Source organism: Shewanella sp. LC6 (genome assembly GCF_006385735.2).
GTDB classification, from domain to species: Bacteria; Pseudomonadota; Gammaproteobacteria; order Enterobacterales; family Shewanellaceae; genus Shewanella; species Shewanella xiamenensis.
The window spans coordinates 663492-688862 of sequence record NZ_CP043902.1 but is presented as its reverse complement, the minus strand read 5'-3'; the positions used below and the strand labels follow the sequence as shown (position 1 = coordinate 688862).

Genomic DNA, 25371 nt, shown 5'->3' with positions numbered 1-25371 from the left:
AGCCGCCCTATACCGAAGTTAGATTAGGTTTCTTCGGAGAACAGATCGCCGCCGTGCATATCAATCATTTCAAGGGCTTTACCACCACCGCGCGCTACGCAGGTCAATGGATCATCCGCCACCATGACTGGAATTCCCGTTTCTTGCATCAATAAACGGTCTAAATCACGCAATAAGGCGCCACCACCGGTTAACACCATGCCGCGCTCAGAGATATCAGAAGCTAATTCTGGTGGTGATTGCTCTAGTGCCACCATAACCGCACTCACAATGCCCGATAATGGTTCTTGCAACGCTTCTAAAATTTCGTTGCTGTTGAGCGTAAAGCTACGAGGTACACCTTCGGCCAAATTACGACCACGGACTTCAATCTCTAATACTTCATCACCTGGATAAGCAGTACCGATAGTGTGTTTGATACGCTCAGCGGTCGCTTCACCAATCAAACTACCGTAATTACGGCGAACATAATTGATGATGGCATCATCAAACTTGTCACCGCCAATACGCACAGAAGAAGAATATACCACACCATTCAAGGAGATAATGGCAACTTCAGTGGTACCACCACCGATATCAACAACCATTGAACCTGTGGCTTCAGACACAGGTAAACCTGCACCGATAGCCGCGGCCATTGGTTCTTCAATCAAATACACTTCACGGGCACCCGCGCCCATGGCTGACTCGCGGATCGCACGGCGTTCAACTTGCGTTGCGCCAACGGGAACACAGACTAAAACACGTGGGCTTGGGCGAAAAAAGCTGTTGTTATGCACTTGCTTAATAAAGTGCTGCAACATTTTCTCTGTCACATAAAAGTCTGCAATCACACCGTCTTTCATTGGACGGATTGCTTGAATATTGCCAGGAGTACGGCCTAACATCTGTTTAGCTTCTGTACCTACAGCCGCTACAGATTTCTGACCAGAGCTGTTACGCTCGCCACGTATAGCAACAACTGAAGGCTCATTGAGGACGATGCCTTCATCACGAACATAAATTAAGGTGTTAGCTGTACCCAAATCGATCGATAGATCATTAGAAAAAATGCCACGCAGCTTCTTGAACATGTAACTAGCCTGTATTCTGTGGAGTCAGAAGAAAAGAAAAATCAGCTAACTTTATCAATGCCACCCTGATTCCACAAGACCGTTGAGGTTAACAATCGCTAATGGAGTGATTTTTTTTCAAATAGACCACTCAAAAACACTATTTAATCGATAAACGCGCCTTATTGAACAAAAATCAAACAACCCAAAACCCCATTTAATACAAGCTGGCAACATGCGTAAAACCTGTATCTTGCATTTTAGCCTCAGCATGATGCTTTGAGTTCATGCGACAAAACGCATCGCATAACGATAAATCACTACGGACTAATTCCAATTCAGCAAAATCGATCTCCCCTAATTAACTTCTCGCCAGTAGATGATTCTGTCATGACCTCGGTAACGCCCAAAAAATGCACTCGCACGGGGATCGGATAAGCTGGTTGGAGACACCCCATTCCAATTCCAATACCATTCTAACCAAGTCGGTACCTCTAAAGGCGCGGTCACTTGACCGCGATATAAGTTGCCACTAGAGGTGAGAGCTCGCCACAGCAAATCAAATTGCCCCGCTTGAAATGCTGAAGATGCGCCAGTGCGAGTAATACTCTGCCCCGTGGCTAAATCCGGGTCAAAGTTATAACCCAGCCCTGTATTATCCACCTGCGAACCTAGGCCATAGGTGGCAATCGTGCAGCTATCATTCCCATTTATAACCCAACTAGTGCCATTCCAATACTCAGCTCTTGTCGGCATTTTAAGGATTTCAGTCTCTGGGCCATAAGTGTTATCCATCACCACTCGGCCGTGGCGTAGGGTTTGAGTGGTGATTTTCTTAGCATTACAGTTAGTGCAATTACCCGTGGTTGCCGCATCCATATCGGGCGAGGCCACATAGCTGTAAAGTCCATTTGGCCGAGGATCGTTATCCATCAACTGCACGCCAATATCGAGCAGCTCGAAGGGACCGTCTTGATAAAGATTCGTCGTCACATTTGGGGTTACTCGGTTTAAATAAGCGCGATAAGTACCATCGACCATCGCCACACCCTGACTCCAACTATCAATCTTTACAGGCAAGGCACTTAAGCGACTCTGTAAATCGACACCATTGTTATTGTTTTCTCCGACCAATTTCGCGGTTGCGAGGGAGAATGGTGGGAAATAGTTTTGTGTCACCGCGCCGCCGATATTCAAGGCTTTGATGCTCATTGACATGGGAAAAGGTTGATCCATATAACTAAAACTGCCACAGGCAGGTAAGACGGAAATATCGCCCACTAAGAATCTATCGGGTACAAAGCGGCCAATATTGGCTGAATAGCCAATCGGAATATTTAAGCTGCTGGCCACACCTAGATAATTAGGACTCGCCTGCGCCGTAATTTGAAATACGCCAACTTCGCTAATACTTTGATTACTGATGGTGTTGAGATTATTAGTTTGCGCGCTATGGTTATAGGTAGTCACACCTAAAACCCCATCATGGCCACCACTGGCGATACTAGGCGCAACAACTTTACTGATAAGCTTTATGGTTTGGTCACTAAAGTTAGGCGTAGATACGTTGCCCGAACAAAAGTCCGTATCACCGTCCTTTTCCCAAGCCATAGCTTGTACTGTCATTCCGAAATTCTGCCCCGCTTTACGGTAAGCATTGCAGCTCATATCCGCACTCGGGCAACTGGCGCTGGCGTCCACGGGTTTGACGCATAATCCCGCAGGCACACTGACAAACTGATCTGAGCCAGTCATCAAAAGACCCGCATCTTCACCCGTGCCATCAAACCTAGCATCAAGTTGTACTCGTCCGGCATCGGGATAATTTATCTCGAGGGATGCAACGCCATTAGTAAACTGTAACGGAATTTGGGTACGTGAAACCTCAGTTTTGCCGATAGCAGTCGTTGTCGAGCCAGATACATTCCCTTTAATACTAAGAGGTTGCTGCCAAGTGCTTGGGATGGAAGAGGGGGAAATATAGCTACTCCAAAAACCAATATTCTTAGTCGTATTTTCAAATACTGGTACGCATTCCAAACTCGAATTTGACTTTCTTACTGCAGAAATATTGATGGAAGTAGGCTTGTTTGCCAATTTATCAGGGACGTCGAAAATAAATCCACTATCAGCAAAAGCTAAAGTACATGAAGCCGTATTTAAAGGACCAGTCCCCTTACGGCAAAGAGTATCGCTTCCAGCAATGGTAGATGGAATAGAACTACTGACGCCAATCGTCACTGGCGAAGCTGTCACATTATAACGTAGGCTTGCGGTTGCTATGCCATTAACAAAACTAAGACTCGAAGTATTTACTCCACCAACATACCAAGCGCCATTGGTATTGGGATTTAACGACAACTGCGCAACAACAGGATCGGTAAATAACTGACTACAATCAGCATTTGCACAGGCACGCACGGCCATTGTTTCAGCTTTACAGGTCAACGGCGAGTTCGAATAATCAAATTCAAAATGATGCACTTGTTGACCAACAGGCCGTGATTTTATGGCGCACACTTTGAAGTTATCGATTTCATGGTTGTTATTTGCTCCCCCAGTAGAACCCGTGAATGACAAATAAAAATCTTCAGGTACCGCACCCTGGCCAGCTTTTGCCCTTGCATCAAAAGCCGAAACAAGTGCTTGATAGCCTCTTCCATCACGAACATCCCGTTCAACGGAGACCCACGCTTGCCCATTGATCGTTGAATCAATTTTGATTCGATACTTATGGTTAGGTTGCGCCGTTTGGGTACTTCGCACATCAATAGCAGGGTTTAAATTTGCAGCTGTTCCAGCTAAATAACTATAATTTGATGCAGCGGAACCACGTAGGGCAATGGATTGCGCCCTAAATCCAGGCCCCCCCACTTTACCTTCGTTACCGCTCGAAAAGTTACCATATTCATCTAAACCAACACCTAGCCAACCACCAGCAAAACCCGATGTACCATCATTACGCTGAGCATACCCTAGGGCACCACCAAAACTACCCGGTTGAGGAGTCACTGATGCATCAGAGAGAATAACCGCAATACCATCCCCCCCGGTACCTGACGATGGAGACCAAGCAAAATAGTCAAACTCAACAGTGACTAGGTTATCCTCAGCAGGAAATAGCCGCTGGAAGGTACTTGATGTCGCTTGGTTACCCGATGCAGGAGTAATTCTAAGCCTGTTACCCACAATACTTGGTGGCGTTGAACTCCCTAATACTTTTATTGCCCAGTCATTTCCAAGGCTAGAACGGGAAAAATCGTCAGTAAAACATTCTTCAACAGGGGCGACTTTTTCGAGCGCGATAAACCCATAATCTTCCGAAACATGCGTCCGGTCAGTATCTTGATAAGTATCTTCGTCATTGACGACACTGACCAGTGTCGATGTCAGTGTACAACGCCTTAACCAACCACCATCACTACCATTACGAGATGACTTACCCGCCACAAAGGTTGGAGCATTGTCAAACCCTGTTAACGCCGTGGTGTAAGCACATTGCTGTGTTAATGAAGTGCCTGATTGATGGGTGATGGTGTTAGCGAATTGATAGCGAACATTTTCTCCACCGAGCGCCATAGTGCCAACACCCGGTTCGATGGCAAGATAAGCGATTGTCTCATCGTTAAGTGAATTCACACCACTAGGCTGACATTGCCGATTATTACCGGATCTAGAATACACTTCAGAAGTATCTAAATTTAATTGCATGCCGCCGTTATAGGGCTGAGAAATACTGGTTAGCCAGCAATTATTATTGCGGGTTTGCAACTGATTGAGTCTTACCGTTAATCCACTGGCAAGAGGTTGATTAACCCAGGCCGACGAAGACATGTTTAAAGCACTATTGGTCGTCACTGTCCCTGCGGTAAAACGTTTACCGTTTGATAATGTATAGCTACCCGGAGTTACCGCAATCCAATGCACTTCTGGCATGGGCGAAGATGGAATGTAACGATTGTTTGGGCTCGAAGGCTCTGCTTGGTACCAAGTAAAACCTGTATTGCTCACATTCGACAAGAAAACCGAAGCAGGTCCATCAGCATTAATGGATGAACTCGAAATGGTAGGCATCAAGAATACGAGGGGAGTCACTCCAGCAGGAAAGGCCTCATCAAAAACCACTGAAGTAGATGTCGCCTTACCAAAACTCAATTGTAAGTTTGAACCACCAATAATTTTTGAATCATCATTAACCGTTAACTTACGGGAAGTTATACGACCAAAAATGGTATTAGTGCCATTAATAGTGACTTCTGCATCGCTGTAGATATAAGCATTTATATCAATATTAGATGTATTTAGAGCGATATTACTGTACCCCAAAAACAGTAATTCACCGGCGCCAGATGCATTAAACTTTAGGGCGCCTGAAATGTTAACGGCATTTTTAACAAAAAATCGTACATCGCCCGCGATATTAATATTGGGTGAACCACCAGTAACGGTAAAATTCTCAACCCAATAATCTCCCGCGGATAAATTAAGCACAGTCGATTTATCGAGAATCAGATTTTTAATTTTATAAGTAGAGTGATTAGCAGAAAACGCTAGCTGACAGCCATTTTTATCTAAAATAATTGAACCAAATTCCGTTGTACTATCAGCTCCAAAGGTGGTACTGGGTTGGCATTGACCATAACCAATTCCAACAGAACCATTACCCGTTTGAAACTGATTAGCGGGAGAATTCAAATTAAGGCCTGCAATATCAGAACCCGTAATATCACAATATCGAACCCCTCCGGCACCATCATCACAGACATTATTCTGCATACTATTACCCGCCTTATTGCTGCTGCAATAAGCGAGATTTTGCCCGCCCGTTCCATCAATAAAACCGCGATAGATAGTTAAGTTTGAAGCAGGGCTTGCACATCCACTGGCCGTTCCATGGTGTCCTTGAACCACCGCAGGAAAATACTTGTTATAGTCAACACTCTCAAACGCTTGAGTCGAATAACTGCATAACAGCAAACTAATAAACATCCCTAGCAATCTAACCACGGGCTTCTACCTCTACTTGACGGCTTACACGGGTATCGCCACTCTCGCATATCGCTTTGCTATTAATGCGGAACTGAGTGACTGTGCCGACCGCATAGGATGTGCAGCTTAAACTGACGCTACAGGCATGAAAGCCCACCACATCGGGGGGTGTCCAACTGCTTGAAACACTTGCACATGTCGCCGTCGCATTAGCGGGGGCGTTTAATGGGAATAATTGCGCTAATGCGGCATCGGCACCGCTATTCGCCGCGGCTAAAGCCCGGGTTCCCCACACTTCTTGGGTTAATCCGCTATCGGCATCTTCCACAATGTTGATTAAGGCGGCGGCCAATAAAAACATCACGGTAATAACAAAAATACCGATGACCAAGGCGCTGCCACCTTGGCGACGAGCCGAAGACTGACAATACTTTGAGCGCGATAGACTAACTAAGTTAGGGGACATTGATCACCTGCACTTGATGTCGATATTGAAATGTCTCGCCGTTGACATTAAATCGTGGTTGTAGATGCACCATCGCATTATTGACTAGACTCGATGGTGTTAAGATCAGCGGTAAATCGGCGTTATTACTCAACACATTAGCCACACTCTGTGCCATTAGCACGCCCGAACTCATATCCGCAGGTGTTGGCTGGCTGGCATTCAATCCATAGCCAGTATAACGCTTAAGAGTTAACTCATTGCTGGATGGCGCTTTTTCAAAACAATAACTCACAGGATTTGAACCAAAATAGATCCGCTGCCGTGGTGATGCTTCAGCAAAACGTACTGGCGCAGTAAACGTCAGCGTTACCTGATTACCCAAAGGCGCCATGGTGTTAATCTGAGCGCGTTTTTGCCTCGCACTGTTATACACATCGCTATCAGTCAAAGGATAAATCCAAGCATATTGGTTAACCGCAATCTTACTGGTCACATCGTCTAAAATCACCGTTCCCGAGAGAGCTGTGGCGCTCGGCGATATTGGCATAGATAAATAGGAGGTGCTGGCTTGGATAGGTACAAATTCAATACATTGATAGGTGAGTGAATCCGTATTCACTCGCACACTATTAGGCACTGAGCTGCGTAATTCGCGCGTCATTCGCTCGACCACAAAACGGCTCTGACTGAGCACTTGATCGACCGAGCTCGATTCGACAAAAATTCGCGTGCCAAAAATAATAAAGCTACTGACCCCAACCACAAGAATGCCAAGGATCAAGATAACCGTAACCATCTCAACTAAGGTAAATCCCCGCGCGGATTTTTTATTTACAGCATAGTGTGAAGACATCAGTAATTACTCCTCACCATATTGTAAGTAATCACTTCGCCATCGGGCGTTGTCACATTAATCGTCACTAACTTGGTATTGGGCACGGCCCCATAAGCAACAGTGACACTTAAACGATAGTTAGGATAAGCATCAGCATAGGTTTGACTGGAGTTAAGCATAGCTGCGGTTTCATTTAAGCCGTGGTAATCGTCAACATCGTCATAGTCATTGCGACTTTCTCCCTCATTGGGCCATTGCCAATCCGTTGGTCCGAGACTAATCACATTTGAGCAAGGCAAGCCTAGTGGGCTATCGCAGGCGGGTACGCCGCCATTGGCGTTAGTATTTTCATCGTAACGTTTACCCCAAATCTCATTCATCACCGAATGGGCCAGTTCGGCGCTTTGCACCCTATGTAAGGTCTTCGCCGCGCGATCCGCTTGGGGAAATAACATGCTGCTGAGCATCACTATGGCAATGGCGATCACTAACATGCCGACCACTAACTCAATGAGAGTAAATCCCCGAGGGTGAACCGGGCTTAATCGAATACCTCTAGTGCTAATTGGCATAGATGTAACCCTCGCTAGAGATATTGATGATCACAGTCTCATTAGCGGTGACTTTAATACAGTGGCCATTGCAACCTAACGAAGGCCGGCCATTGGTATCAAAATCAATATTAAAGCCACTGGCACCATTACTCACTAACGCAAGGCTCGCTCCACCTTCGAATGCTTGGACATAGAGTGGATCGGGTGAAATCGCCGCCCCCGTGCAACCTGTGCTACTACGGCCCGCAAATTGACTCGCCTGATAACCTGAACTCGATACGGCGAGGCGATAACATCTATCGGTATTATTGAGGGCCTTTTGCTGCACTTGACGCAGTTCGGCGATAAATTCATTACGCAGGCTATAGGCGCTATAGGATGATTGAGTAAACAGACGCGGCAAGACAGTCACAGCCAAAATCGAAATCAAGATAATGGTCGTCACTAACTCAACTAAGGTAAATCCAGTCTGTTTCGCCATGGGAAAATTAACCATTGTCCATATTAGGTTCTAGGTTCTAGGTTCTAGGTTCTAGGTTCTAGGTTCTAGGTTCTAGGTTCTAGGTTCTAGGTTCTAGGTTCTAGGTTCTAGGTTCTAGGTTCTAGGTTCTAGGTTCTAGGTTCTAGGTTCAGTTTCTGCCAACCGTTTGATTAAGGCAAATAAATCTCTATAAATTTGGAGATAAATTCTAAGTAAATTCATTTTGTTGCAGCTGATATCACCCACCTATTTTACCTAAAAAAAAGGCCTGCTAGGCAGGCCTTTTCCGTAATTCAAATTAACAACCATTATCTGTAACAGTAATCGTTGGCAAGGCACCTGCACTTGCTGCTTGTGTATAAACAATCTTACAGCTTTTCGCTGGTTCAGAGCCAACAGCAGCTACATCAGCAGGTGCGCCACGTTGCCAAATGGTACCTGTAGCTTCATCGATAATCCAATCAGCAGCAACTTCACCAGAAGGTACTGCTGATGATGGGGAAGTTCCAGTATTAAACTTAACATCCATACCCTTTTCTAAAGCAGCCTTAGTTGCAGCCATATAACCATATACTACCGGAACATCGTCAGTAGCTGTCGCAGGAGTCCCTGCAACTGTATTACCGAGCACATCAACACTACCTGTTGCAGTACCTTCAATTCCGAGCAATGCAGCTTTTGAATAAACTAGGCTATTGGCACCTTGAATAGCTCCCTTCATACCTTGAATTGTTGAAGCACGTGCATCTGATTGCAGGTTAATAAACTTAGGTGCCGCTGTGACAGCAAGAATACCTAAGATAATGATCACTACGACTAATTCGATTAAGGTAAAACCTTGTTGTCTTTTCATATAAAACTACCCTTTTTTGAGAACCAATTAACTAGAACTAATTAAAAGATAAACCAATTAAAACATTAAATTAAGGCGTAAATGGTGTTTGAGTGAAACTTAGTACTTTGCCTGTACCTGGATTATAAACCACGCCTTTAGCGCCAGTGGTTGATAAATCTGGTGCTGGAGTTGGCACACCTGTATTTTGGTTTAACACCAGAGAGGCCACTTGGTGATAAACACATAAATCCAAACCGCTCACGGCTGTACCCGCAATTGAATTAGTACTGCCACCCGCACCATCGATAACGCGTACGGTATAGCGTTGATTTCGCGCATCTTGCGAATAGAGCACATTACGCGGCGCACTTTGCAATACCGTATTGAATACCTGTTGACAGCTTGCATCCGTCATCGCCGTTGCATCGGTACCAGAGGTACCCGTTGGATAGCCAAAACGTGGGTCGAGTGAAACAGAAGTACCATCTAAGATCACACTGCTATTTTGGCGACCATCGACTTCCCATTGTGAACGCACAAAACTCACGGCTGTAGATAAACCACCCGCCACACCGTCCACACTGGCATCTTCAGCATCATCGGTGACGTTTAAAAAACGTGGGATTGCCGTTGCCGCTAACAGACCCAAAATGACGATCACTATGACCAGTTCAATCAATGAAAAACCATTTTGTTTAGTCTTCATTAGTTTCCCCCTACTTGATGAAAGTCCATTCTAACAGCTAAATCAGTTTATAAAAGCCCGTTACTTAAAAATATTTTAGGAGTTCGTCAAAAAAATGACCCTGCCAGAGTTTAGTTGATAGCCAATACTATCCCCATTTTGTGAGCGATAACGGCAGCTATTATCCTTGCGAAAATAGCTACCAATGAGGGAGTTATCCGCCGCCTCCTGCCCCATGAGTTGCCACCATAAGGCTTGGCAACCTTGGTCACTAAGTTCGGTCGGTTGCGGCCATCCCTGAGCGCTCATGATCACCAGTGTTTGCTGCTCATTATGAGTGTTTTGCTCATTAAACACTTCCCAATCTAGTCGCATTTGTTGTGGTTTGCCAAGGGATAGCCACTGGGAGCGCACCATAGCCAACACATTTAAGAAGCGACTATGTTCGACCTCCACACTTCGGGCGGCAAGTTGTGGCATAGCGGTAAAATATTTAACCCCAATCACCGCGAGAATAATCAGCATCAAGGTCAAGCTAACGAGCCGCCCATAAACCCGTAACAGATTGCTTTCAGCCTTCTGTTGGCTCTGCATCTATTTGATCCTAATTGAGTTAAACTCTCGACTTGGCATTACTTCCCGCCTTTAACCACATTGAGCATATCCCACATCGGCAGGTAAATACCCAGCGCCAGTACCAACACAATAACGGCCACAATACCGATTAAAATCGGCTCTAACTTAGCGGTAAGATTTTTAAGGTCATAGTCAACCTCACCTTCGTAAAAATCGGCGGCATCATTTAACAGTTGGTCAATTTGGCCGGTTTCTTCACCGACGGCGACCATTTGCAGTACCAGTGGCGTAAACAATTTGCTCTGATTCGAAACCCTCAGCATAGATTCGCCTGACTCTATACCACGGCGCATCCCGACAATTTTGTCGTGCATATAGGCATTATCTACCGAATCGGCGACCAAACTGAGCGCCTGCGTCATCGGCACGCCCGCACTTAACATCATCGAAAAACTGCGGCAATAACGGGAGAGGGTCGAGCGCTCAATAATCGAACCCACGGCGGGAATATGTAATTTCCACTGATCCCATTGTTTTTCACCTTTTTCCGTATGATGCCAATAACGGATCCCAATAATAGTTCCGAGTAGTAGCAGTAACATCAAAGGCCAGTAGTGAACAAATAAGTTAGATGTGCCGATCAACACCTTAGTCGCCCAAGGTAAGTCGGCACCGAAACGGGCAAACATTTCGGCAAATTTGGGGATCACCATGATATTTAAAATCACCATGGCCAACGCAATGGCAATCAATACAAATATGGGATACCGCATCGCGGCCTTAATCCGGCGGCGTGTTTCCTGCTCACGCTCGATATAACCGGAGAGCTGAATAAAAGCATCCTCTAACTTACCAGTGTTTTCGCCCACATGAACCATAGAAACAAACAGAGAATCAAACACATCTGGATGTTGGTTCATGGCCGATGACAGTGGGCGCCCCGCAGTTAACTGCTCTGAAATATCATTCAGCGCATCTTTCATCCGTTGGGAGTGGGCGGTTTCGGATAAGCCTGCAATGGCGCGCAGAATTGGGATCCCCGAGCGCGTTAAGGAGTACATTTGCCGGGTAAAAATCTGTAATTCATCCAAGCCGACTTTGCGCTTAAACAGCTGCGCCAAGGTAAAGGACTTAGCTTCCTTCGCGACTTTGACTTCTAACGGGATAATGCCGCGGGCTAACAGCATATCGGCCGCCGCCCCCTCGGAGGCAGCATCGAGCTGACCTGTTACGGCCTGACCTTGTCCACTGCGTCCACGGTATTGATAAACCGGCATAATTACGCCTCAACGCCTTGCTGACTGATAATATCCCGCGAGAGTGGCACCTGCGACTCACTCACATCCTCAACTAGCTTAGCCACCTCTTCAATGGTCGTCATGCCCTCGCTCAAATATTGCAGTGCTGACTCGGCAAGCGGAGTAAAATTTGGGCTTTGCAGGGCTGCACGGGCAAAATCCTGTGGATTACCGGTACGCATCGCATCGATCATCTTTTCATCCAACTCGAGGATCTCAAAAATACCGATACGGCCGCGATAACCACTGCCATTGCAGCTTTGGCAGCCCGTGCCAATGCGGAACTTGGCCGATGAAAAGTCCTGACGACTCACACTATTCAGCCAAGCTTTTTCCTGCGCCGTAGGCTGATATTCCACCCCGCAGTTATGGCAAACGCGGCGCACTAAACGCTGGGCAATAATCACCCTTAACGCACTCGCCACTAAGTAACTGGCGGCGCCCATATCGAGTAAACGCAGCGCGCTGGTTACCGCATCGTTAGTGTGCAATGTGGATAACACAAAGTGACCCGTAAGTGCGCCCCTTAGACCAATCTCAACGGTTTCTTGGTCACGCATCTCACCGACCATGATAATGTCCGGGTCTTGACGCAAAGTAGTGCGCAGCACGTTCGAAAAATCGAGTCCAATCTTATGGTTAACTTGAACCTGGTTGATCCTCGGCAATTGGTATTCGACCGGATCTTCTACCGTGATAATTTTACGATCCGCAGTATTGAGCTCACTTAAGATGCCATACAAGGTGGTGGTTTTACCGCTACCCGTAGGCCCTGTCACCAGCAACATGCCGTGGGGACGTTTAATCTGTTTACGAATACGCGCCAAAATATGTGGCGGCATCCCAGTCTCATTTAAGGTCAACAAGCCTGCGGATTGGTCGAGTAGACGCATCACCACAGATTCGCCGTGGTAAATCGGCATGGTCGACATCCGCACGTCAATCTTGTGGCCCTTAATTTCCATATGGAAACGCCCATCCTGCGGCAGACGTTTTTCAGAAATATCCAGCCCAGCCATAAGCTTAAGCCGCAGTACTAAGGCCGCTGCGATATTGACTTCATTTAGAATGGTCTCGTGTAACTGGCCATCGATACGTTGGCGGATCCGCAGGGCTTTTTCGCCGGGCTCAATATGAATATCCGAAGCGCGCATTTGCACCGCATCTTCAAAAATCGACTGCAGCAACTTAACCACTGTGGTTTCATTATCGCTATCGCCCGAGGTCAGGCTCGCCAAATCAAACATTTGATCTGCGGCATATTCCTCTTCAAGCTTACCAGCGATTTGCGCGATTTGGTCGGTGCGGCGATACAGGTTATCGAAGGCTTGCAATAATTGCTGCTCGGGTGCGACTGCGACACTGAGCTTTTTCGGCGCAATTAAGCTTTCTAAATGGTCGAGCGCCTGCAAATCCGCCGGATCGCTCATGGCCACTAATACCGTATCACCCCGATCTTCAACCGCAAGGGCACGAAAACGCCTTGCTTGCACCTCAGGGATCAGATTCACCACCTCGGTGGGAATTGGGCGTTTGCTGATATCCAGCAGCGGTAGATTTAACTGCTGCGACAAAAATTGCAGCAGTTGAGTTTCGGTAATAGAGCGCAGCTCAATCAGAGTTCGGCCAAGTTTATGGCCCGTCTTACGCTGCTCGCCCAAGGCTTGTTGTAGCTGCTCTTCGGTAATAATCGATTCTTGAACTAACAGATCGCCCAAACGCATCTTTAATCTGGGTTTCATTGGCTATCTCCTAGTTGTTGTAAACGTTGTTCAATAAAAGCCGTGGCCTGAGTTGATAAACCGGAATAGCTTAATGCTGTACGATAGGCTTGACTGGCTTGGGTAAATTGCTTTTGAGAGTCAAGAGCATAGGCTAATCCCATCCACCATTTCCCCTGCTGCGGCTCCTGCTGCAATAACTTGCGGTAAGCCTGTTCAACTAACGGATATTGCCCCTGTTTTTGGGCTAAATCCGTCTGCGCTAACCACTTTTGCCGAGCTAAAGGATGACTATCGGGGATTTGCGCAAGGCTAGCAAGTGCTGCGTCAGTATCGCCCATCGCATGTTGCACCCTAGCCAATAACAAAGCAAATTCAAACTCTTGCGGATAGAGTAACCGTCCCTGCGCTAACACTTCGGCCGCTTGGGGCTGCTCACCTTGACCATAGTGCAACGCCGCCAGTTGTTTGCGCGACTCATGTAGGCTCGGGTCGAGCTTGAGCGCTTTAGCGTAGTAATCCATCGCCTTAACCAACTGACCTTGCTTTTCGGCATCGCTCGCCAATACCAGTTGTTTTTGTGCTAACTGGCTTGGAGAAAGCTTTACTTCCGTCACCGCCATTTGCCCTGTTGGCTGAGCCGCAGCTTGGCTCGAAGCTTGGATCGAAGCTTGAGTCGAAGCAGACTCGACTGCCTCACTCGCCTTGGCCTCTGTTTGGGTTATTTTTACTTCACTCTGATTTACGTTAACTTCCGCTTGATTTGCTTTAACCGCAACCTGTTGTGGCTCAGTATGTGCCTGCACCGACTCTTGAGGTAATGCCGCCCTGTTAGGCATATCAGGTGAGGTATTTGCAGCAACCGATTCTGTTGTCGGTTCACTCGCATTAACACGGGGAGATAGAGCCACACTTGGGGCAGATTCTACTGACGCAGACATATCCTTTGCTGGAGTATCTGTCTGTGGGTTTGTGTTATCCGACGGAGTTTGCGCACTCACCACAGTGTTAACACTGTTATCAGTGGCATTCCTTGAGTCGTACATGGCCTGAAAGGCATAAACCGACACACCACCTACAAGTAGTGACACTAAGCTGATGACTAACCATTTACGCGATGGATTGGGGCGCCCCAGAAACTGGGCCTGATGCACAGCCACATTACTGAGAGAATGCCCCTGCTGGCGTTTATCGAGATCCTGCAGCATCTTGTTGATCACACTCATGCGGCGCCTCCCCACAACTGTTGTAGGTTAACGCCAGATGCCAGCAATGCCGCAATTGCCGCTGCACATACTATCAGTGCGATCGCCATATAGGTCGGCCAGTTTTGCGAACCGCGACTGGCATCTTCGGTATCCTGTATCGCGCCCTTAATGTGGGCGATGCGCACCTGAGTTGCCCCTTCGCCAAAACTGAGCATCAGGGCTTTATGGGCTAAAATATTGATCAATCTTGGAATGCCTCGTGATGCCTCGGCGATTTTACGCGTCAGTTTAGGGCTAAATAATGCTTGCCCCGCATAGCCTGCCACCGCTAAGCGGTAACGAATGTAGGCATCGGTTTCATCCCAGGTTAACGGCCGCAGACTGTAGCTAAAGGTGATGCGCTGACGTAATTGTCTAAAGGCTTGGCGCTTTAATCGCTCATCCAACTCGGGCTGACCAAAGAGCACCACTTGCAACAGCTTACGGCTTTCGGTTTCAAGATTGGTAAACAGCCGCAACGCTTCGAGGCTCTCATCGGGCAAGGCCTGCGCTTCGTCCAGCACTAATACGATGGCGTGACCATGGGCGCTCAGGGCGAGTAATTGTTGCTGAATAAGTCCAGTGAGTTGCTGCTGATCGATTTCGCTGGTGTATTTTAATCCAAGTTCATTGGCCACCGCCCAGCGCAGCTCGGCGGGGGTGAGATAAGGATTAGGAAGATACGCACAATGAAAACCCTGCGGCAGCTCATTAATCAACTTACGGCAGATTAAGGTTTTGCCCGTGCCCACTTCGCCTGTGACTTTGATAAAACCCTCCCCGGTTTGTAGGGCGGTCTGCAATACTTGCAGCGCCTCTACGTGCGGGGATAACCCGAAAAAAAATCCGGTATTAGGGGTTAACGAAAATGGCGTTTGGCTGAGTCCAAAGTGCTTCAAATACATGAAAGCTTACTTATTTTCTGGATACCAACGGTCGAGTAAGGTCTTAGAACGCTCTAACTCGTTTTTCCACGTATCCCCGCCCACCACGGTCGGCTTTAACATAATAATCAGCTCGGTTTTCTTCTTCTGCTTACTGCGGTTTTTAAACAGTTCACCCACCCAAGGGATATCACCAAGCAACGGTACTTGCGATACCACTTCTGAGTTTTCACTCTTCATCAAACCACCAATGACGACAACATCGCCAGAAGCCGCACGGATCACAGTATCAGATTCGCGAATTTCACTTTGCGCCAAGGGTAATTTTAAAGGTTGGTCATTGATTACAATGCCTTTTTCCTGTTCTTTGACATCGATCACCGATGGATGAACATGCAGTAATACGTTGCCGTCTTTATCGATTTGCGGAGTTACATCCAACGCAATCCCCGAGAAAAAGGGAGTTAATTGAACTTGAGGTGTCGTAATAGGCGTAGTGCCAGCCACAGTAGTTGATGAAACATCGGTAACAAAATACTCATCGGTACCGACTTTAATTACCGCTTTTTGGTTATTCGATGCCGTCACCCTTGGGCTGGATAATACATCCACATCACCTTGGGTATCGAGCAGGTTAATCATCCCCGCAAAATCCGCACCCTTGAAACTAATCGTCGTTACGCCACCCAGCGTTGAGCTAATTTGATCACTCAAACCTGGCCCCGCAGACGTACTTACGCCTACCTGAGTATTTCCCCCTGCTAACGCTGAGCCAAGCGCTTGCCATTGAATCCCCTGCTGATAACCATCAGACAGAGTCACCTCGAGGATCTTTGCCTCAAGGATCACTTGGCGTTGTAAATGTGTCTCTGCCGAACTTAAAAAAGCACGCACTTGACGTAATTCATTCGGATAGGCACGAATCGTCACTAATCCCGCCTGTGGAGTGACGACCACTTGGCGACCACCGCCCGTGTCACCCACAATGGCGGTTAAGGTTTCTTTTAACTCGCCCCAAAAATCGGTCTTAGTGTGCGAACGGATAAAGGTGCCATTGCTGCTATCGCTGCTGTTATTGTTGGCATTATTACCGTTGCTCGAATTGTTATTGCCACTAAGGTTACCGTTATTCGAGTTATTATTGCCGTTATTGTTATTCGAGTTGCTGTTATCGGAAATTCGGCCCGAACTCACCGAGGTTAACGACAGGCCATCGCGTACCATGTATAAGTAATTGACCGGAAAAGTCTCAGTACGCATCCCCGCAGGGAATACTCGCAAAATACGTCCTTCACGGCTGACTTCATAGCCATAAATATCTTCAACCACTTGAATGGCTTCGCTCAATGTCACGCCTTTTAGCGACAATGAAATCGTGCCCTGCACATCGGGATGCACCGCCACACTAAAGGGGGTGCCCTGAACGAGGCTCGGGAAAAATACCCTCGCATCGACATCATGGGCAGAAACATCGATACGACGTTCGGTTTCCATGGGCGCAGCTAAACTGCCCATTAAGGTATTAGTATTTAGTTCACGCTGCACCGCGTCTGGCATAACGGCTGGCGGAGGTGGCGTTGACTGCTTCGCGGCCTGCATCGACGCAGAAAGAGCCTCTTTTGATGCCATAGGCTGCGGTCTATCTGTGGTTTGGCAAGCCATAAGACAAAGTGAGAGTAGAGGTGTGAAGTATTTAATGGCGGTCATCTGAGTCTTATTCCCTATCTCTCTGTTATTGCTTGAAATAATGCTAATTTTCGTCCATCAGAAAGTAATACTGACGAGGGGGTAATACGCACGATTTTGACCCCTTGGATGCTATCACCTACGGACACAATTTTATTATTAATCACGGCGTAAGCCGTGTTGCCTGAGCTGACAATACTGTTGAGCACTAAGGCTTGATGCTGATTTTGACTCGCAGCGCTTACAGCCGAATAGCCTTTACCGGGCAAAGTAGGGTCCCGTAAGTTTTCAGCCGACACTTGTGCCGAAATAACCAGTAATGCGATGAAAATATAAGGCTTATTGAGCAACACTGATAAAGTCCTTATTAATACTCAAGGTATAAAGCTCGATATCGATTTTCCCTTTGGGGTAATCAGCCACTTTATAGTCGAGGCGTTTCCAGTAAAGTTTGTCGGGCATGGCTTCTACTGCTTCAACAAAACGCAAGACCGAGAAATAATCACCTTCTAAGCTCATGCGGATCCCATGGCTATACAAATTCAACTTTTTCTCTTCACCCACCGCAAGCAGTGGTACGGGCGCGATAGAGGTAAACTTCTGTAAGGTAATTCCCTGAACCTGCCCAAGCAGATTACCCAATAGTTCAGGCATATAATCGGCGGGCACCATATCGACCATCTGCTCGTTAAGCTGAGTATCAAGCTGTTGGTTTTGTTGCTGTAGCAAGGTTAAACGCTGGCGATAGTCCTGATTGGGATCTAGTGCTAATCGCTGCTGATATAAATCAATCTGTTGCACCGAAACCTGATTTTCTTGCTCTATGACCTTTAACTGCTGCGCCGTCGAATGCTGTTGTTTCCAAAGCGACTCAATAGGCATATAAGCCAACATAGCGATCAGTGCTAACAGGGCAATGGCGATTAGCCCACGCTCGCGTTGGCTGAGAGCATCAAACTTTTGCGCTAATTGTTCAAATTGGGCTTTCATCGCGCCTGCTCCTCTGGGGTCTCACTCGTCAGCGTGAAAGCCAGCGGTTTATCCTCACCGCGATCCATAGTCATAGACGAAAAAGCCTGCCCTTTTAAGGTCTGGGTCGCTTTTAGCTTACTCACCCAAAGCGGGATACTCTGTGGATGATCAGCAAATCCTTCAAACATAAAGTGCTGCTCGTTAATCACAATATGGTTAAGCCAAACACTCGCATCGGCCACCATAGCCAAATCCTTCAATACAGGTGCAAAACCTCGGCTGGTGAGGGAGGAACGCAGTGCCAGCTCATTCATTAATAATTGCTTTAGCTCGAGCTGCTGTGACTCTAACTCGACGCGCGCAACTAACTCAGGATCGGGTTTACGGGCGGCGATTTGTGCTTCAAACTCCGCCTTTTGCTGGTCAAATTGCTGTTTTTGCGCTGACGCTTGGCTTAGCGCCTGCACAGACTCATTTAATGTCCAATAGCTAAAACCGGCAACTGCACCGCAGACAACTAACAAGCCTACGGTATAACTGATTAATTTAGCGAAGGTTAAGCTCTGCTTTGGCGGCAATAGGGCGGCAGAATATAGGTTGACTCTCGATTTTATCACTCGTCACCTCGTGAAAGCTCACTAAAGGCCAATCCCGCCATTTTCGCGCCAACGGAGGTCTTATTAACCACGTTTACAGCTTGATTAAAGTTGGCTGACACCAACTTCGCTAAGGCATCGATCGCACCGTCGGCAAATAACTCAATGGAGTTAACAGGAGGCTGGCGCAGTTGACTCTCAAAATAATCCATAGATCTTTGAATTTCTAGGCTTAAGTTATCTGCCAATCCATAGTTTAGTTCATCCACTTCAGCCTTATCTAATTGGCTAAAACCGCGTACACGGCGCTGCATATATAACAGCCCCTGTTTTACCACCGTCAGTAACAACTCCTGCCCAGAATGATGGCTAACGACCAATCTTGCCTGATTATCATCCATAAACAGGTTGGTCATCGCGAGTTCTTCGATGCTAATCCCTAAAACAGTCAAGCCTTGCTCACTGATGGCTTGAACCATATTGATCAATTTGTCTTTATCGACCACAACAACATTGAGTTTATTGCTTGGCAAAGGGGGCTCAAAATAATCCAAGTGAATTTGCGGCACAGGAATATTGACCATATCTTTTATAGACCAAATCAAAGCTTGAGATAATTCTTCACTATCGACATTCGGTTTATCGGCGACGAGCAATTGATAGCGACCACTACTAAGAGTGATCTGTAAAGCGGCATGGGGGAAAGTGCTGGCAAGTTCAGCAAAGACACTTTGCCATTGATCTTGTTGTAATTCAAAAGAAACCCACTGCTCATGCAGACGTTCGGTGGCAGGTGCATAGACCCACAGCTTATCAGCACAGACATACACCCCCAGTGCAACACCCGTCTGTTTGGCTCGCCAAAAGGCCAACCGAGCAAAAAGTCCTTTATCCATAAAAATGCCTGTCTTCCGATAAAGTTAAGCTTGAGTGATAAGCCAGCGAATTGCGCTATTTCTACACCACCAGACGGAGATAAGCTCACAGCATTTAGAATGCGAAATTCGTCATATCCAGCGTCATAATTTTGGCACAGGCTAGTTTATCCGCTAATCTGTGAATTTTATAGAGAAATTCAACAACCCAGCCCTATTCTTCCACGAGGATCACATCACTCGGGGAAAACAATACGACTTATAACACCTCTGCTGGATCGCTAAAATACATGCCCTGGGCCATCCCCACCCCGAGAATTTGCAAAGTTTGCCATTCTTCAAACACTTCAACCCCCTCCGCACACACTTGCACTTCAGTACGGTACAAACCACCGATTAAACTACGAATAAACAATTGATTTTCAGGGCGTAAATGAATATGACGTACGATAGAACGGTGCAGTTTAATCATGTCGAAATGGCACTCTCGGATATAGTAAGTGCCAACAACCTGTTGTCCAACATGGTCGACACACAGACGAGCTCCCATCTTACGGATCATATCGAGTTTAGGCTGAAGCTTGTCTTGATGCTGGATCACTATATCCTCTGACACCTCAAAAATCAGTTGAGGTGTCAGATGGCGATGCTCAAGTAAGGTCGTTTTAAGCCACTGGGTAAAGGCCCGGCTCATCAAACTATCTAAGCTAAGATTCACACTATAGATTTGATCTTTATGCTGCTCTTGGCCGAGCAACCCCAATACACGCTCAATCATCTGCCGTTCAATTTGTGGCATCAAACCACATTTGTTTGCCATGGGGATAAACAACGTCGCCCGCACTAATGTCCCTTGATTATCCCGCGCCCGGGTAAAGATCTCTTTATGGTGCTCTCTCCCATCTAAATCCATAATGGGCTGACTAAAGGGATAAAAACGCCGCTGAACTAAGGCATTCTCTAAGAAGCTGCGCCAACGCACCGAGCCTTTGGCAAACTCCTCATCAATCGCGCCCTTATCGTACATAAACCAATTACTATTACCTTGTAATTGAGCAGCACGTAACGCCATATCGGCCTCATCAAGCAGCTGATTAACATTATCCCCGGCGGTAAAATAAGCACAGCCCAAGTGGTAAAAGTTATCTCTATTGTCCACATCATCGGGCAAGGTTTGACTCAAGCAGACTTTAAGTAACTTACTGGCGAGCTGATCTGCCTCAATCAAAGAGACGTGGGGCACAACTATCGCAAATTGATTATGGTTACGCCGCGCAAAAATACTGTTCGGCAAGGTTTGCAAGATAGAGTTAATACTATTGACCGTCGCATGGAGTAACTCTTTAACAGCAGCTTCACCCTTTGCCTGCTGTATCAAATCGAGATCATCCATTTCTAACAGATAAATCACCCCATGAGCGACCATACCTTGGTCATGGCTCATGGCATCGAGGCGGTTATTTAAAAACAACCGATTACCAATACGGGTTTGCGCATCTAAAAAGGTATTGGAGCGAATAAACTTATCGAAACGACCTCGTTCCTTATGGGCATCCTGCAATTCCTCAAGCAGTTTGGTTAAGGCTCTATTGATTAGCCTTGGCTTACCATTACCAGGGGTTGCCAGCGCTTGTTCATGTTTACCTTGTAAAATTAATCGACTGCGCTGAGCAAGTTCCTCAATACCATCCAACTGCTGCGAAAACCATATATGTCCGAAACGAACCAAAGCAATCACAGCTAGTAAGCCAATGCCCAAGATAAGCAACTCATACCAACTCACACTGTAATGTTCGAAAGGTTGTGGCAAGCTCAGAGCCATTGTGAGACCCGACTGAGGATCGAGCAAATGGGTATACACCATGGCATTTTGCGTCTGCACATTGCCGTGATAGGCGAAAAGCACTTCGCTCTTCATGGTTAAACGAAATTCAACGGCGTTATACGCCAGCAACATGGGAGGCAGCCAAGACTCCAACTCCCAATCGGGCTGGGAGTGATAATGCTCTATTAGAAGGGATTCAAGTTCAGACACTTTCTGCTGCTGAAACTTATAGGTTAATTGTACAAAACTCATCATTGCGCTGAGTAAAAACACGAAGGCAATAGCGGCTAAAGACATTAACCAGAAGCTGGTTAGTTTTGTTGTTAACATTCGAGTGAATTTCATCGAGCCGCTATCCTGCAGGATTATTATAATTATTGGTGCACTCTTAACATGAGTTAAACAAATGCTACTCAAGATTATTCAGTAGCATAAGCTAAAAGGCAACCTAGGATTTATTTTCAAAGACATTGAAAATCGCGCCAATAGCAGAGATTTCAGCCAACGTTAAAACAAAAAAGAGGCTAATTAGCCTCTTCTTCTATTAATTCTCTTGTCGCTTAATCCGCATATTGGGGCAAAGTTGTTATTGCAGCAACACCCGAATCAATGGCCGCTTGCGCCACGGCGCGGGCCACGCGCGGCAATAAACGTGGATCCATCGGTTTTGGTAGCACATATTCAGGACCAAAACTTAATGAACTTACCTTTGGATAAGCCTTAAGTACACTTGCTGGAACTTCTTCTTTCGCTAATCCGGCAATGGCATGTACAGCCGCAATCTTCATCTCATCGTTAATGCACGATGCACGCACATCTAATGCGCCGCGGAAAATAAACGGAAAACACAGTACGTTGTTCACTTGGTTTGGATAATCGCTGCGACCAGTGCCCATAATTAAATCGCTGCGCGTCGCGTGGGCAAGTTCAGGTTTTATTTCAGGGTCTGGGTTTGAGCAGGCAAAAATCACTGGCTTATCCGCCATCATGGCCACTTCTTCAGCACCAATCACATTTGGGCCGGATAGCCCTAAGAAAACGTCAGCGCCTTTAATCACATCTTGCAAGGTACGCTTGTCAGTCTCATTCGCAAACAAGGCTTTGTATTCATTCAGATCAGTACGACCCGCATGGATCACGCCTTTGGTGTCAAGCATGTAAATGTTGGCGCGGTTAGCACCACACTTCACTAACATGGTCATACAGGCAATGGCAGCCGCACCAGCACCCATACACACAAAAGTGGCATCGCTAATCAGTTTACCTTGAATGTCTAAAGCGTTAATCATGCCAGCTGCGGTAACAATGGCTGTGCCATGCTGGTCATCGTGAAACACAGGCACATTACAACGCTCAATCAATTCGCGCTCGATAACAAAGCATTCAGGCGCTTTGATGTCTTCGAGGTTAATCCCACCAAAGGTGCCAGCAATAGCCGCAACTGTATTAATAAACTCTTCAGCAGTGTTATGCGTTACTTCAATATCGGTCGAGTCGATATTAGCAAAGTGTTTGAATAATAGTGCCTTACCTTCCATCACGGGCTTTGAAGCCAATGGACCTAAGTTGCCTAGGCCCAGAATCGCCGTACCGTTAGAAATAACGGCAACAGTGTTACCTTTGTTGGTATAACGATAGGCATTTTCAGGATTAGCGGCAATTTCACGTACTGGTTCAGCCACACCTGGGCTATAGGCTAGCGCGAGGTCATGGCTCGTTTCAGCAGGTTTGGTGAGGCATACTGCAGTTTTACCGGGAACGGGGAATTCATGATAATCGAGTGCTTGTTGACGAATATCTGACATTTTAACATCCTGAAATGCGACATTTATAAGTATGGAAGTAAGGCCGACCGACTCAAGATCACCTCATTTATGGGTGATTTAAACAGTGTGGCAGGTCGGGGTAAGATACGCCAATTAGGTCACATTTTAAATAAGATCTTGAGAAATTTCGCCTTTACGGCTGAATTGTCGCCCTAAGCTAAGTTTTACAAACTTATCTTAGTCGATAACGGATGATTACCTGTTTAATTTTGTAGAAAACAAACGAAAATATGCAATAAAACAAGGGTAAAACTGTGGTTAAACCTAAAAAATGTTGACTAAATTACAATAAAGACACTAACTAGCATTATATTATCGTTAATTACTATAAATAAGTCGATTTTGCGCAATTTAACAGGAAGAAAGTGATAGTGGTGTTTTTTTAATTGAAATCGTACCAGAAAGGCTAAAAAGTAGCGATTACGTGCCAGCTAACGACAAAAAGCAAAAAGGCGCCAGAGGCGCCTTCGAGAGAAATATTGCTAACGCAATTATTTCTTGCCAAGCATACCAAAACGCTTGTTGAACTTGTCGATACGACCGCCTGTATCAACAATTTTTTGTGTACCTGTGTAGAATGGGTGACATGCACCACAAACGTCTAAATGCAGGTCTTTACCAGCAGTAGAGTTTACTTTGATTACGTTGCCACAAGTACAGTTTGCAGTGATTACTGCATATTCTGGGTGGATACCTGGTTTCATTGGGATTACCTCAAAAGTAAGGCCATGTCGCTCTTCCAACCCGAAGTCGGACACCACATGCAGTTAATAACGGATATGTTAGGGCGCAGGATATTACAGTATCACCTAAGCGGATACAAGTAGATTATCTGAGCATTTTAACGATAATCCACTTGTTTACTGACCATTTGTCTCAGCTTTTATTGGCCAGCTTCCCTATCTTCGAAACTCGCCTTAGCGCCCTGTGCATCGGGATAACGCGCGAGTATCTCAGCCGATGGACAAGTTAAAATGGCATCTTTCTTTAAGGCATTGATACGATTTTTAGCAAATGCTTTAGGATTAGCGTCATGAATCGCCAACATCGCACCATATACACTGACTTGCCACTCAAGGGCATAGCGATTGGCAATCCGCCATAGGGTCTCGTTGTGATAATCCAACATACACTCACCCGAGCTTGTTGCATTGGCATTTGTCGAGCTAGCGATCTTAGTCACTTCGGCTGTCTTAGCTTCAGACACATCAATCCCATTTATACTCTTATCAGCTTTTACCATATCTGCGTTTGCAGATGAGACTTGGGCAGCAGATGATTCGGTCGATGGCTTAGCGATAGAAGGTTCCGTAGACAAACTCGAAGCTGAGGATGCTTTCGCGTCAGGCTTATCCTCTGGGAAGGTAAATCCAGAAGCGCGGGGGGCAACAACGTTTGCCGTCACAGCCGCCACAATAACGGGCGCAACATCTGCTTCAGCGGTGACTAAATTCACCTCTTGCACAACCTTAGTTGATTTAACTGTGGTTTTGTCACTTTTAGCAGAGCTTGCCGCCAACTGACTAGTTTCGGCTTTGGCTGCTTTGCTTGATTTAACAACCGCGGTTTTTGCTTGCGATACTGAAGACGTCGCAGAGGAAGTATTATCAAACAGCGGCAGATTTTTCACTTCATACCAGCGATCGACTCGATATTCACGAACTAACAAGCGTGCCTTAGGATCAGTGACATCCTCAACTCCCGTCAGCAATATCAAGAAACGGTTGAGCTGTTCAGCCATCAGCTTTTCTTCACCACTGGACTGATGCAACACAAACTCAAGCCGCGTCATATCCTGATTATCACTGATCACATTCACGCGCATTTTGGGATAGGCGCCCAATTCAAACATCCGATTGTTGATGCTGACATGGGAAACCTGTGCCTGCACAGCAGCACTGCATACTAAGGCAAAGAGTCCTAATGATTTCGCTATTTTAGTCATTTACTTACTCTCAACTATCCTTGGATAAACTGTCATTAGGA

General features: G+C 46.4%; 22 protein-coding genes. All 22 read right to left on the bottom strand.

The genetic code is table 11. The features are described 5' to 3' along the window. Positions 1–23 precede the first annotated feature (23 nt). Positions 24–1073, bottom strand: coding sequence for a rod shape-determining protein (locus tag FJD32_RS03175; protein ID WP_007651015.1), 1050 nt, complete (start codon positions 1071–1073; stop codon positions 24–26). Between the two features lie 336 nt (positions 1074–1409). Beyond that, positions 1410–6041 carry a DUF6701 domain-containing protein gene (locus tag FJD32_RS03170; RefSeq protein WP_140907731.1) on the bottom strand — a complete coding sequence of 1544 codons (4632 nt, stop codon included), beginning with the start codon at positions 6039–6041 and terminating at the stop codon, positions 1410–1412. A gap of 10 nt (positions 6042–6051) precedes the next feature. After that, positions 6052–6507, bottom strand: coding sequence for an MSHA biogenesis protein MshP (locus FJD32_RS03165; RefSeq protein WP_140907725.1), 456 nt, complete (start codon positions 6505–6507; stop codon positions 6052–6054). Next, complete coding sequence (locus FJD32_RS03160) at positions 6497–7342, bottom strand: type II secretion system protein (protein WP_140907724.1); 846 nt, start codon at positions 7340–7342, stop codon at positions 6497–6499. Before FJD32_RS03160 ends, FJD32_RS03165 begins: the two co-directional genes overlap by 11 nt. Then, a complete protein-coding gene (locus tag FJD32_RS03155) occupies positions 7342–7896 on the bottom strand; it encodes a type II secretion system protein (protein WP_140907723.1) in 555 nt (184 codons plus the stop codon). Before FJD32_RS03155 ends, FJD32_RS03160 begins: the two co-directional genes overlap by 1 nt. Then, positions 7886–8374, bottom strand: a complete 489-nt coding sequence (locus FJD32_RS03150; RefSeq protein WP_181159890.1) for a prepilin-type N-terminal cleavage/methylation domain-containing protein — start codon at positions 8372–8374, stop codon at positions 7886–7888. The genes FJD32_RS03155 and FJD32_RS03150 overlap by 11 nt, the downstream gene beginning before the upstream one ends. 283 nt (positions 8375–8657) lie before the next feature. After that, entirely contained in the window at positions 8658–9212 is a 555-nt protein-coding gene (locus FJD32_RS03145) for a prepilin-type N-terminal cleavage/methylation domain-containing protein (protein WP_140907721.1), read from the bottom strand. Positions 9213–9282: 70 nt separating this feature from the next. Then, a complete protein-coding gene (locus tag FJD32_RS03140; protein WP_023266932.1) occupies positions 9283–9900 on the bottom strand; it encodes a prepilin-type N-terminal cleavage/methylation domain-containing protein in 618 nt (205 codons plus the stop codon). A 75-nt stretch (positions 9901–9975) separates the two neighbouring features. Continuing rightward, positions 9976–10473: an MSHA biogenesis protein MshF gene (locus FJD32_RS03135; protein WP_140907720.1), complete on the bottom strand. Its 498-nt coding sequence runs from the start codon at positions 10471–10473 to the stop codon at positions 9976–9978. 38 nt (positions 10474–10511) lie between these two features. Beyond that, a complete protein-coding gene (locus FJD32_RS03130) occupies positions 10512–11732 on the bottom strand; it encodes a type II secretion system F family protein (RefSeq protein WP_140907719.1) in 1221 nt (406 codons plus the stop codon). A 2-nt stretch (positions 11733–11734) separates the two neighbouring features. Beyond that, positions 11735–13495, bottom strand: a complete 1761-nt coding sequence (locus FJD32_RS03125; protein ID WP_037422422.1) for a GspE/PulE family protein — start codon at positions 13493–13495, stop codon at positions 11735–11737. Further along, the gene (locus FJD32_RS03120; RefSeq protein ID WP_140907718.1) at positions 13492–14700 is read right to left on the bottom strand and encodes a tetratricopeptide repeat protein; all 1209 of its coding nucleotides are present in this window, start codon (positions 14698–14700) and stop codon (positions 13492–13494) included. The genes FJD32_RS03125 and FJD32_RS03120 overlap by 4 nt, the downstream gene beginning before the upstream one ends. Continuing rightward, entirely contained in the window at positions 14697–15626 is a 930-nt protein-coding gene (locus tag FJD32_RS03115) for an AAA family ATPase (RefSeq protein WP_140907717.1), read from the bottom strand. Before FJD32_RS03115 ends, FJD32_RS03120 begins: the two co-directional genes overlap by 4 nt. A gap of 6 nt (positions 15627–15632) precedes the next feature. Then, complete coding sequence (gene mshL / locus FJD32_RS03110) at positions 15633–17312, bottom strand: pilus (MSHA type) biogenesis protein MshL (protein WP_140907716.1); 1680 nt, start codon at positions 17310–17312, stop codon at positions 15633–15635. Between the two features lie 14 nt (positions 17313–17326). Further along, positions 17327–17644, bottom strand: coding sequence for an MSHA biogenesis protein MshK (locus FJD32_RS03105; RefSeq protein ID WP_140907715.1), 318 nt, complete (start codon positions 17642–17644; stop codon positions 17327–17329). Then, positions 17631–18281, bottom strand: coding sequence for an MSHA biogenesis protein MshJ (locus FJD32_RS03100; protein ID WP_140907714.1), 651 nt, complete (start codon positions 18279–18281; stop codon positions 17631–17633). Before FJD32_RS03100 ends, FJD32_RS03105 begins: the two co-directional genes overlap by 14 nt. Further along, a complete protein-coding gene (locus tag FJD32_RS03095; protein WP_037422409.1) occupies positions 18278–18880 on the bottom strand; it encodes a PilN domain-containing protein in 603 nt (200 codons plus the stop codon). The genes FJD32_RS03100 and FJD32_RS03095 overlap by 4 nt, the downstream gene beginning before the upstream one ends. Continuing rightward, complete coding sequence (locus tag FJD32_RS03090) at positions 18877–19755, bottom strand: MSHA biogenesis protein MshI (RefSeq protein ID WP_140907713.1); 879 nt, start codon at positions 19753–19755, stop codon at positions 18877–18879. The genes FJD32_RS03095 and FJD32_RS03090 overlap by 4 nt, the downstream gene beginning before the upstream one ends. Before the next feature lie 238 nt (positions 19756–19993). Then, on the bottom strand, positions 19994–21904 hold the full coding sequence (gene csrD / locus FJD32_RS03085) for an RNase E specificity factor CsrD (RefSeq protein WP_037422403.1): 1911 nt from the start codon (positions 21902–21904) through the stop codon (positions 19994–19996). 215 nt (positions 21905–22119) lie between these two features. Beyond that, positions 22120–23364 carry a malic enzyme-like NAD(P)-binding protein gene (locus tag FJD32_RS03080; protein WP_069454188.1) on the bottom strand — a complete coding sequence of 415 codons (1245 nt, stop codon included), beginning with the start codon at positions 23362–23364 and terminating at the stop codon, positions 22120–22122. 512 nt (positions 23365–23876) lie between these two features. Beyond that, complete coding sequence (gene rpmE / locus FJD32_RS03075) at positions 23877–24089, bottom strand: 50S ribosomal protein L31 (protein ID WP_037422397.1); 213 nt, start codon at positions 24087–24089, stop codon at positions 23877–23879. A gap of 179 nt (positions 24090–24268) precedes the next feature. Continuing rightward, positions 24269–25330: a FimV/HubP family polar landmark protein gene (locus tag FJD32_RS03070; protein WP_088586611.1), complete on the bottom strand. Its 1062-nt coding sequence runs from the start codon at positions 25328–25330 to the stop codon at positions 24269–24271. Between the last annotated feature and the right edge of the window lie 41 nt (positions 25331–25371).

Excerpts from the sequence above, each read along its gene's own strand:
- FJD32_RS03175 (WP_007651015.1), bottom strand. The coding sequence starts at position 1,073 with ATGTTCAAGAAGCTGCGTGGCATTTTTTCTAATGATCTATCGATCGAT.
- FJD32_RS03170 (WP_140907731.1), bottom strand. The coding sequence starts at position 6,041 with ATGTTTATTAGTTTGCTGTTATGCAGTTATTCGACTCAAGCGTTTGAG.
- FJD32_RS03165 (WP_140907725.1), bottom strand. The coding sequence starts at position 6,507 with ATGTCCCCTAACTTAGTTAGTCTATCGCGCTCAAAGTATTGTCAGTCT.
- FJD32_RS03160 (WP_140907724.1), bottom strand. The coding sequence starts at position 7,342 with ATGTCTTCACACTATGCTGTAAATAAAAAATCCGCGCGGGGATTTACC.
- FJD32_RS03155 (WP_140907723.1), bottom strand. The coding sequence starts at position 7,896 with ATGCCAATTAGCACTAGAGGTATTCGATTAAGCCCGGTTCACCCTCGG.
- FJD32_RS03150 (WP_181159890.1), bottom strand. The coding sequence starts at position 8,374 with ATGGTTAATTTTCCCATGGCGAAACAGACTGGATTTACCTTAGTTGAG.
- FJD32_RS03145 (WP_140907721.1), bottom strand. The coding sequence starts at position 9,212 with ATGAAAAGACAACAAGGTTTTACCTTAATCGAATTAGTCGTAGTGATC.
- FJD32_RS03140 (WP_023266932.1), bottom strand. The coding sequence starts at position 9,900 with ATGAAGACTAAACAAAATGGTTTTTCATTGATTGAACTGGTCATAGTG.
- FJD32_RS03135 (WP_140907720.1), bottom strand. The coding sequence starts at position 10,473 with ATGCAGAGCCAACAGAAGGCTGAAAGCAATCTGTTACGGGTTTATGGG.
- FJD32_RS03130 (WP_140907719.1), bottom strand. The coding sequence starts at position 11,732 with ATGCCGGTTTATCAATACCGTGGACGCAGTGGACAAGGTCAGGCCGTA.
- FJD32_RS03125 (WP_037422422.1), bottom strand. The coding sequence starts at position 13,495 with ATGAAACCCAGATTAAAGATGCGTTTGGGCGATCTGTTAGTTCAAGAA.
- FJD32_RS03120 (WP_140907718.1), bottom strand. The coding sequence starts at position 14,700 with ATGAGTGTGATCAACAAGATGCTGCAGGATCTCGATAAACGCCAGCAG.
- FJD32_RS03115 (WP_140907717.1), bottom strand. The coding sequence starts at position 15,626 with ATGTATTTGAAGCACTTTGGACTCAGCCAAACGCCATTTTCGTTAACC.
- mshL (WP_140907716.1), bottom strand. The coding sequence starts at position 17,312 with ATGACCGCCATTAAATACTTCACACCTCTACTCTCACTTTGTCTTATG.
- FJD32_RS03100 (WP_140907714.1), bottom strand. The coding sequence starts at position 18,281 with ATGAAAGCCCAATTTGAACAATTAGCGCAAAAGTTTGATGCTCTCAGC.
- FJD32_RS03090 (WP_140907713.1), bottom strand. The coding sequence starts at position 19,755 with ATGGATAAAGGACTTTTTGCTCGGTTGGCCTTTTGGCGAGCCAAACAG.
- csrD (WP_037422403.1), bottom strand. The coding sequence starts at position 21,904 with ATGAAATTCACTCGAATGTTAACAACAAAACTAACCAGCTTCTGGTTA.
- FJD32_RS03080 (WP_069454188.1), bottom strand. The coding sequence starts at position 23,364 with ATGTCAGATATTCGTCAACAAGCACTCGATTATCATGAATTCCCCGTT.
- rpmE (WP_037422397.1), bottom strand. The coding sequence starts at position 24,089 with ATGAAACCAGGTATCCACCCAGAATATGCAGTAATCACTGCAAACTGT.
- FJD32_RS03070 (WP_088586611.1), bottom strand. The coding sequence starts at position 25,330 with ATGACTAAAATAGCGAAATCATTAGGACTCTTTGCCTTAGTATGCAGT.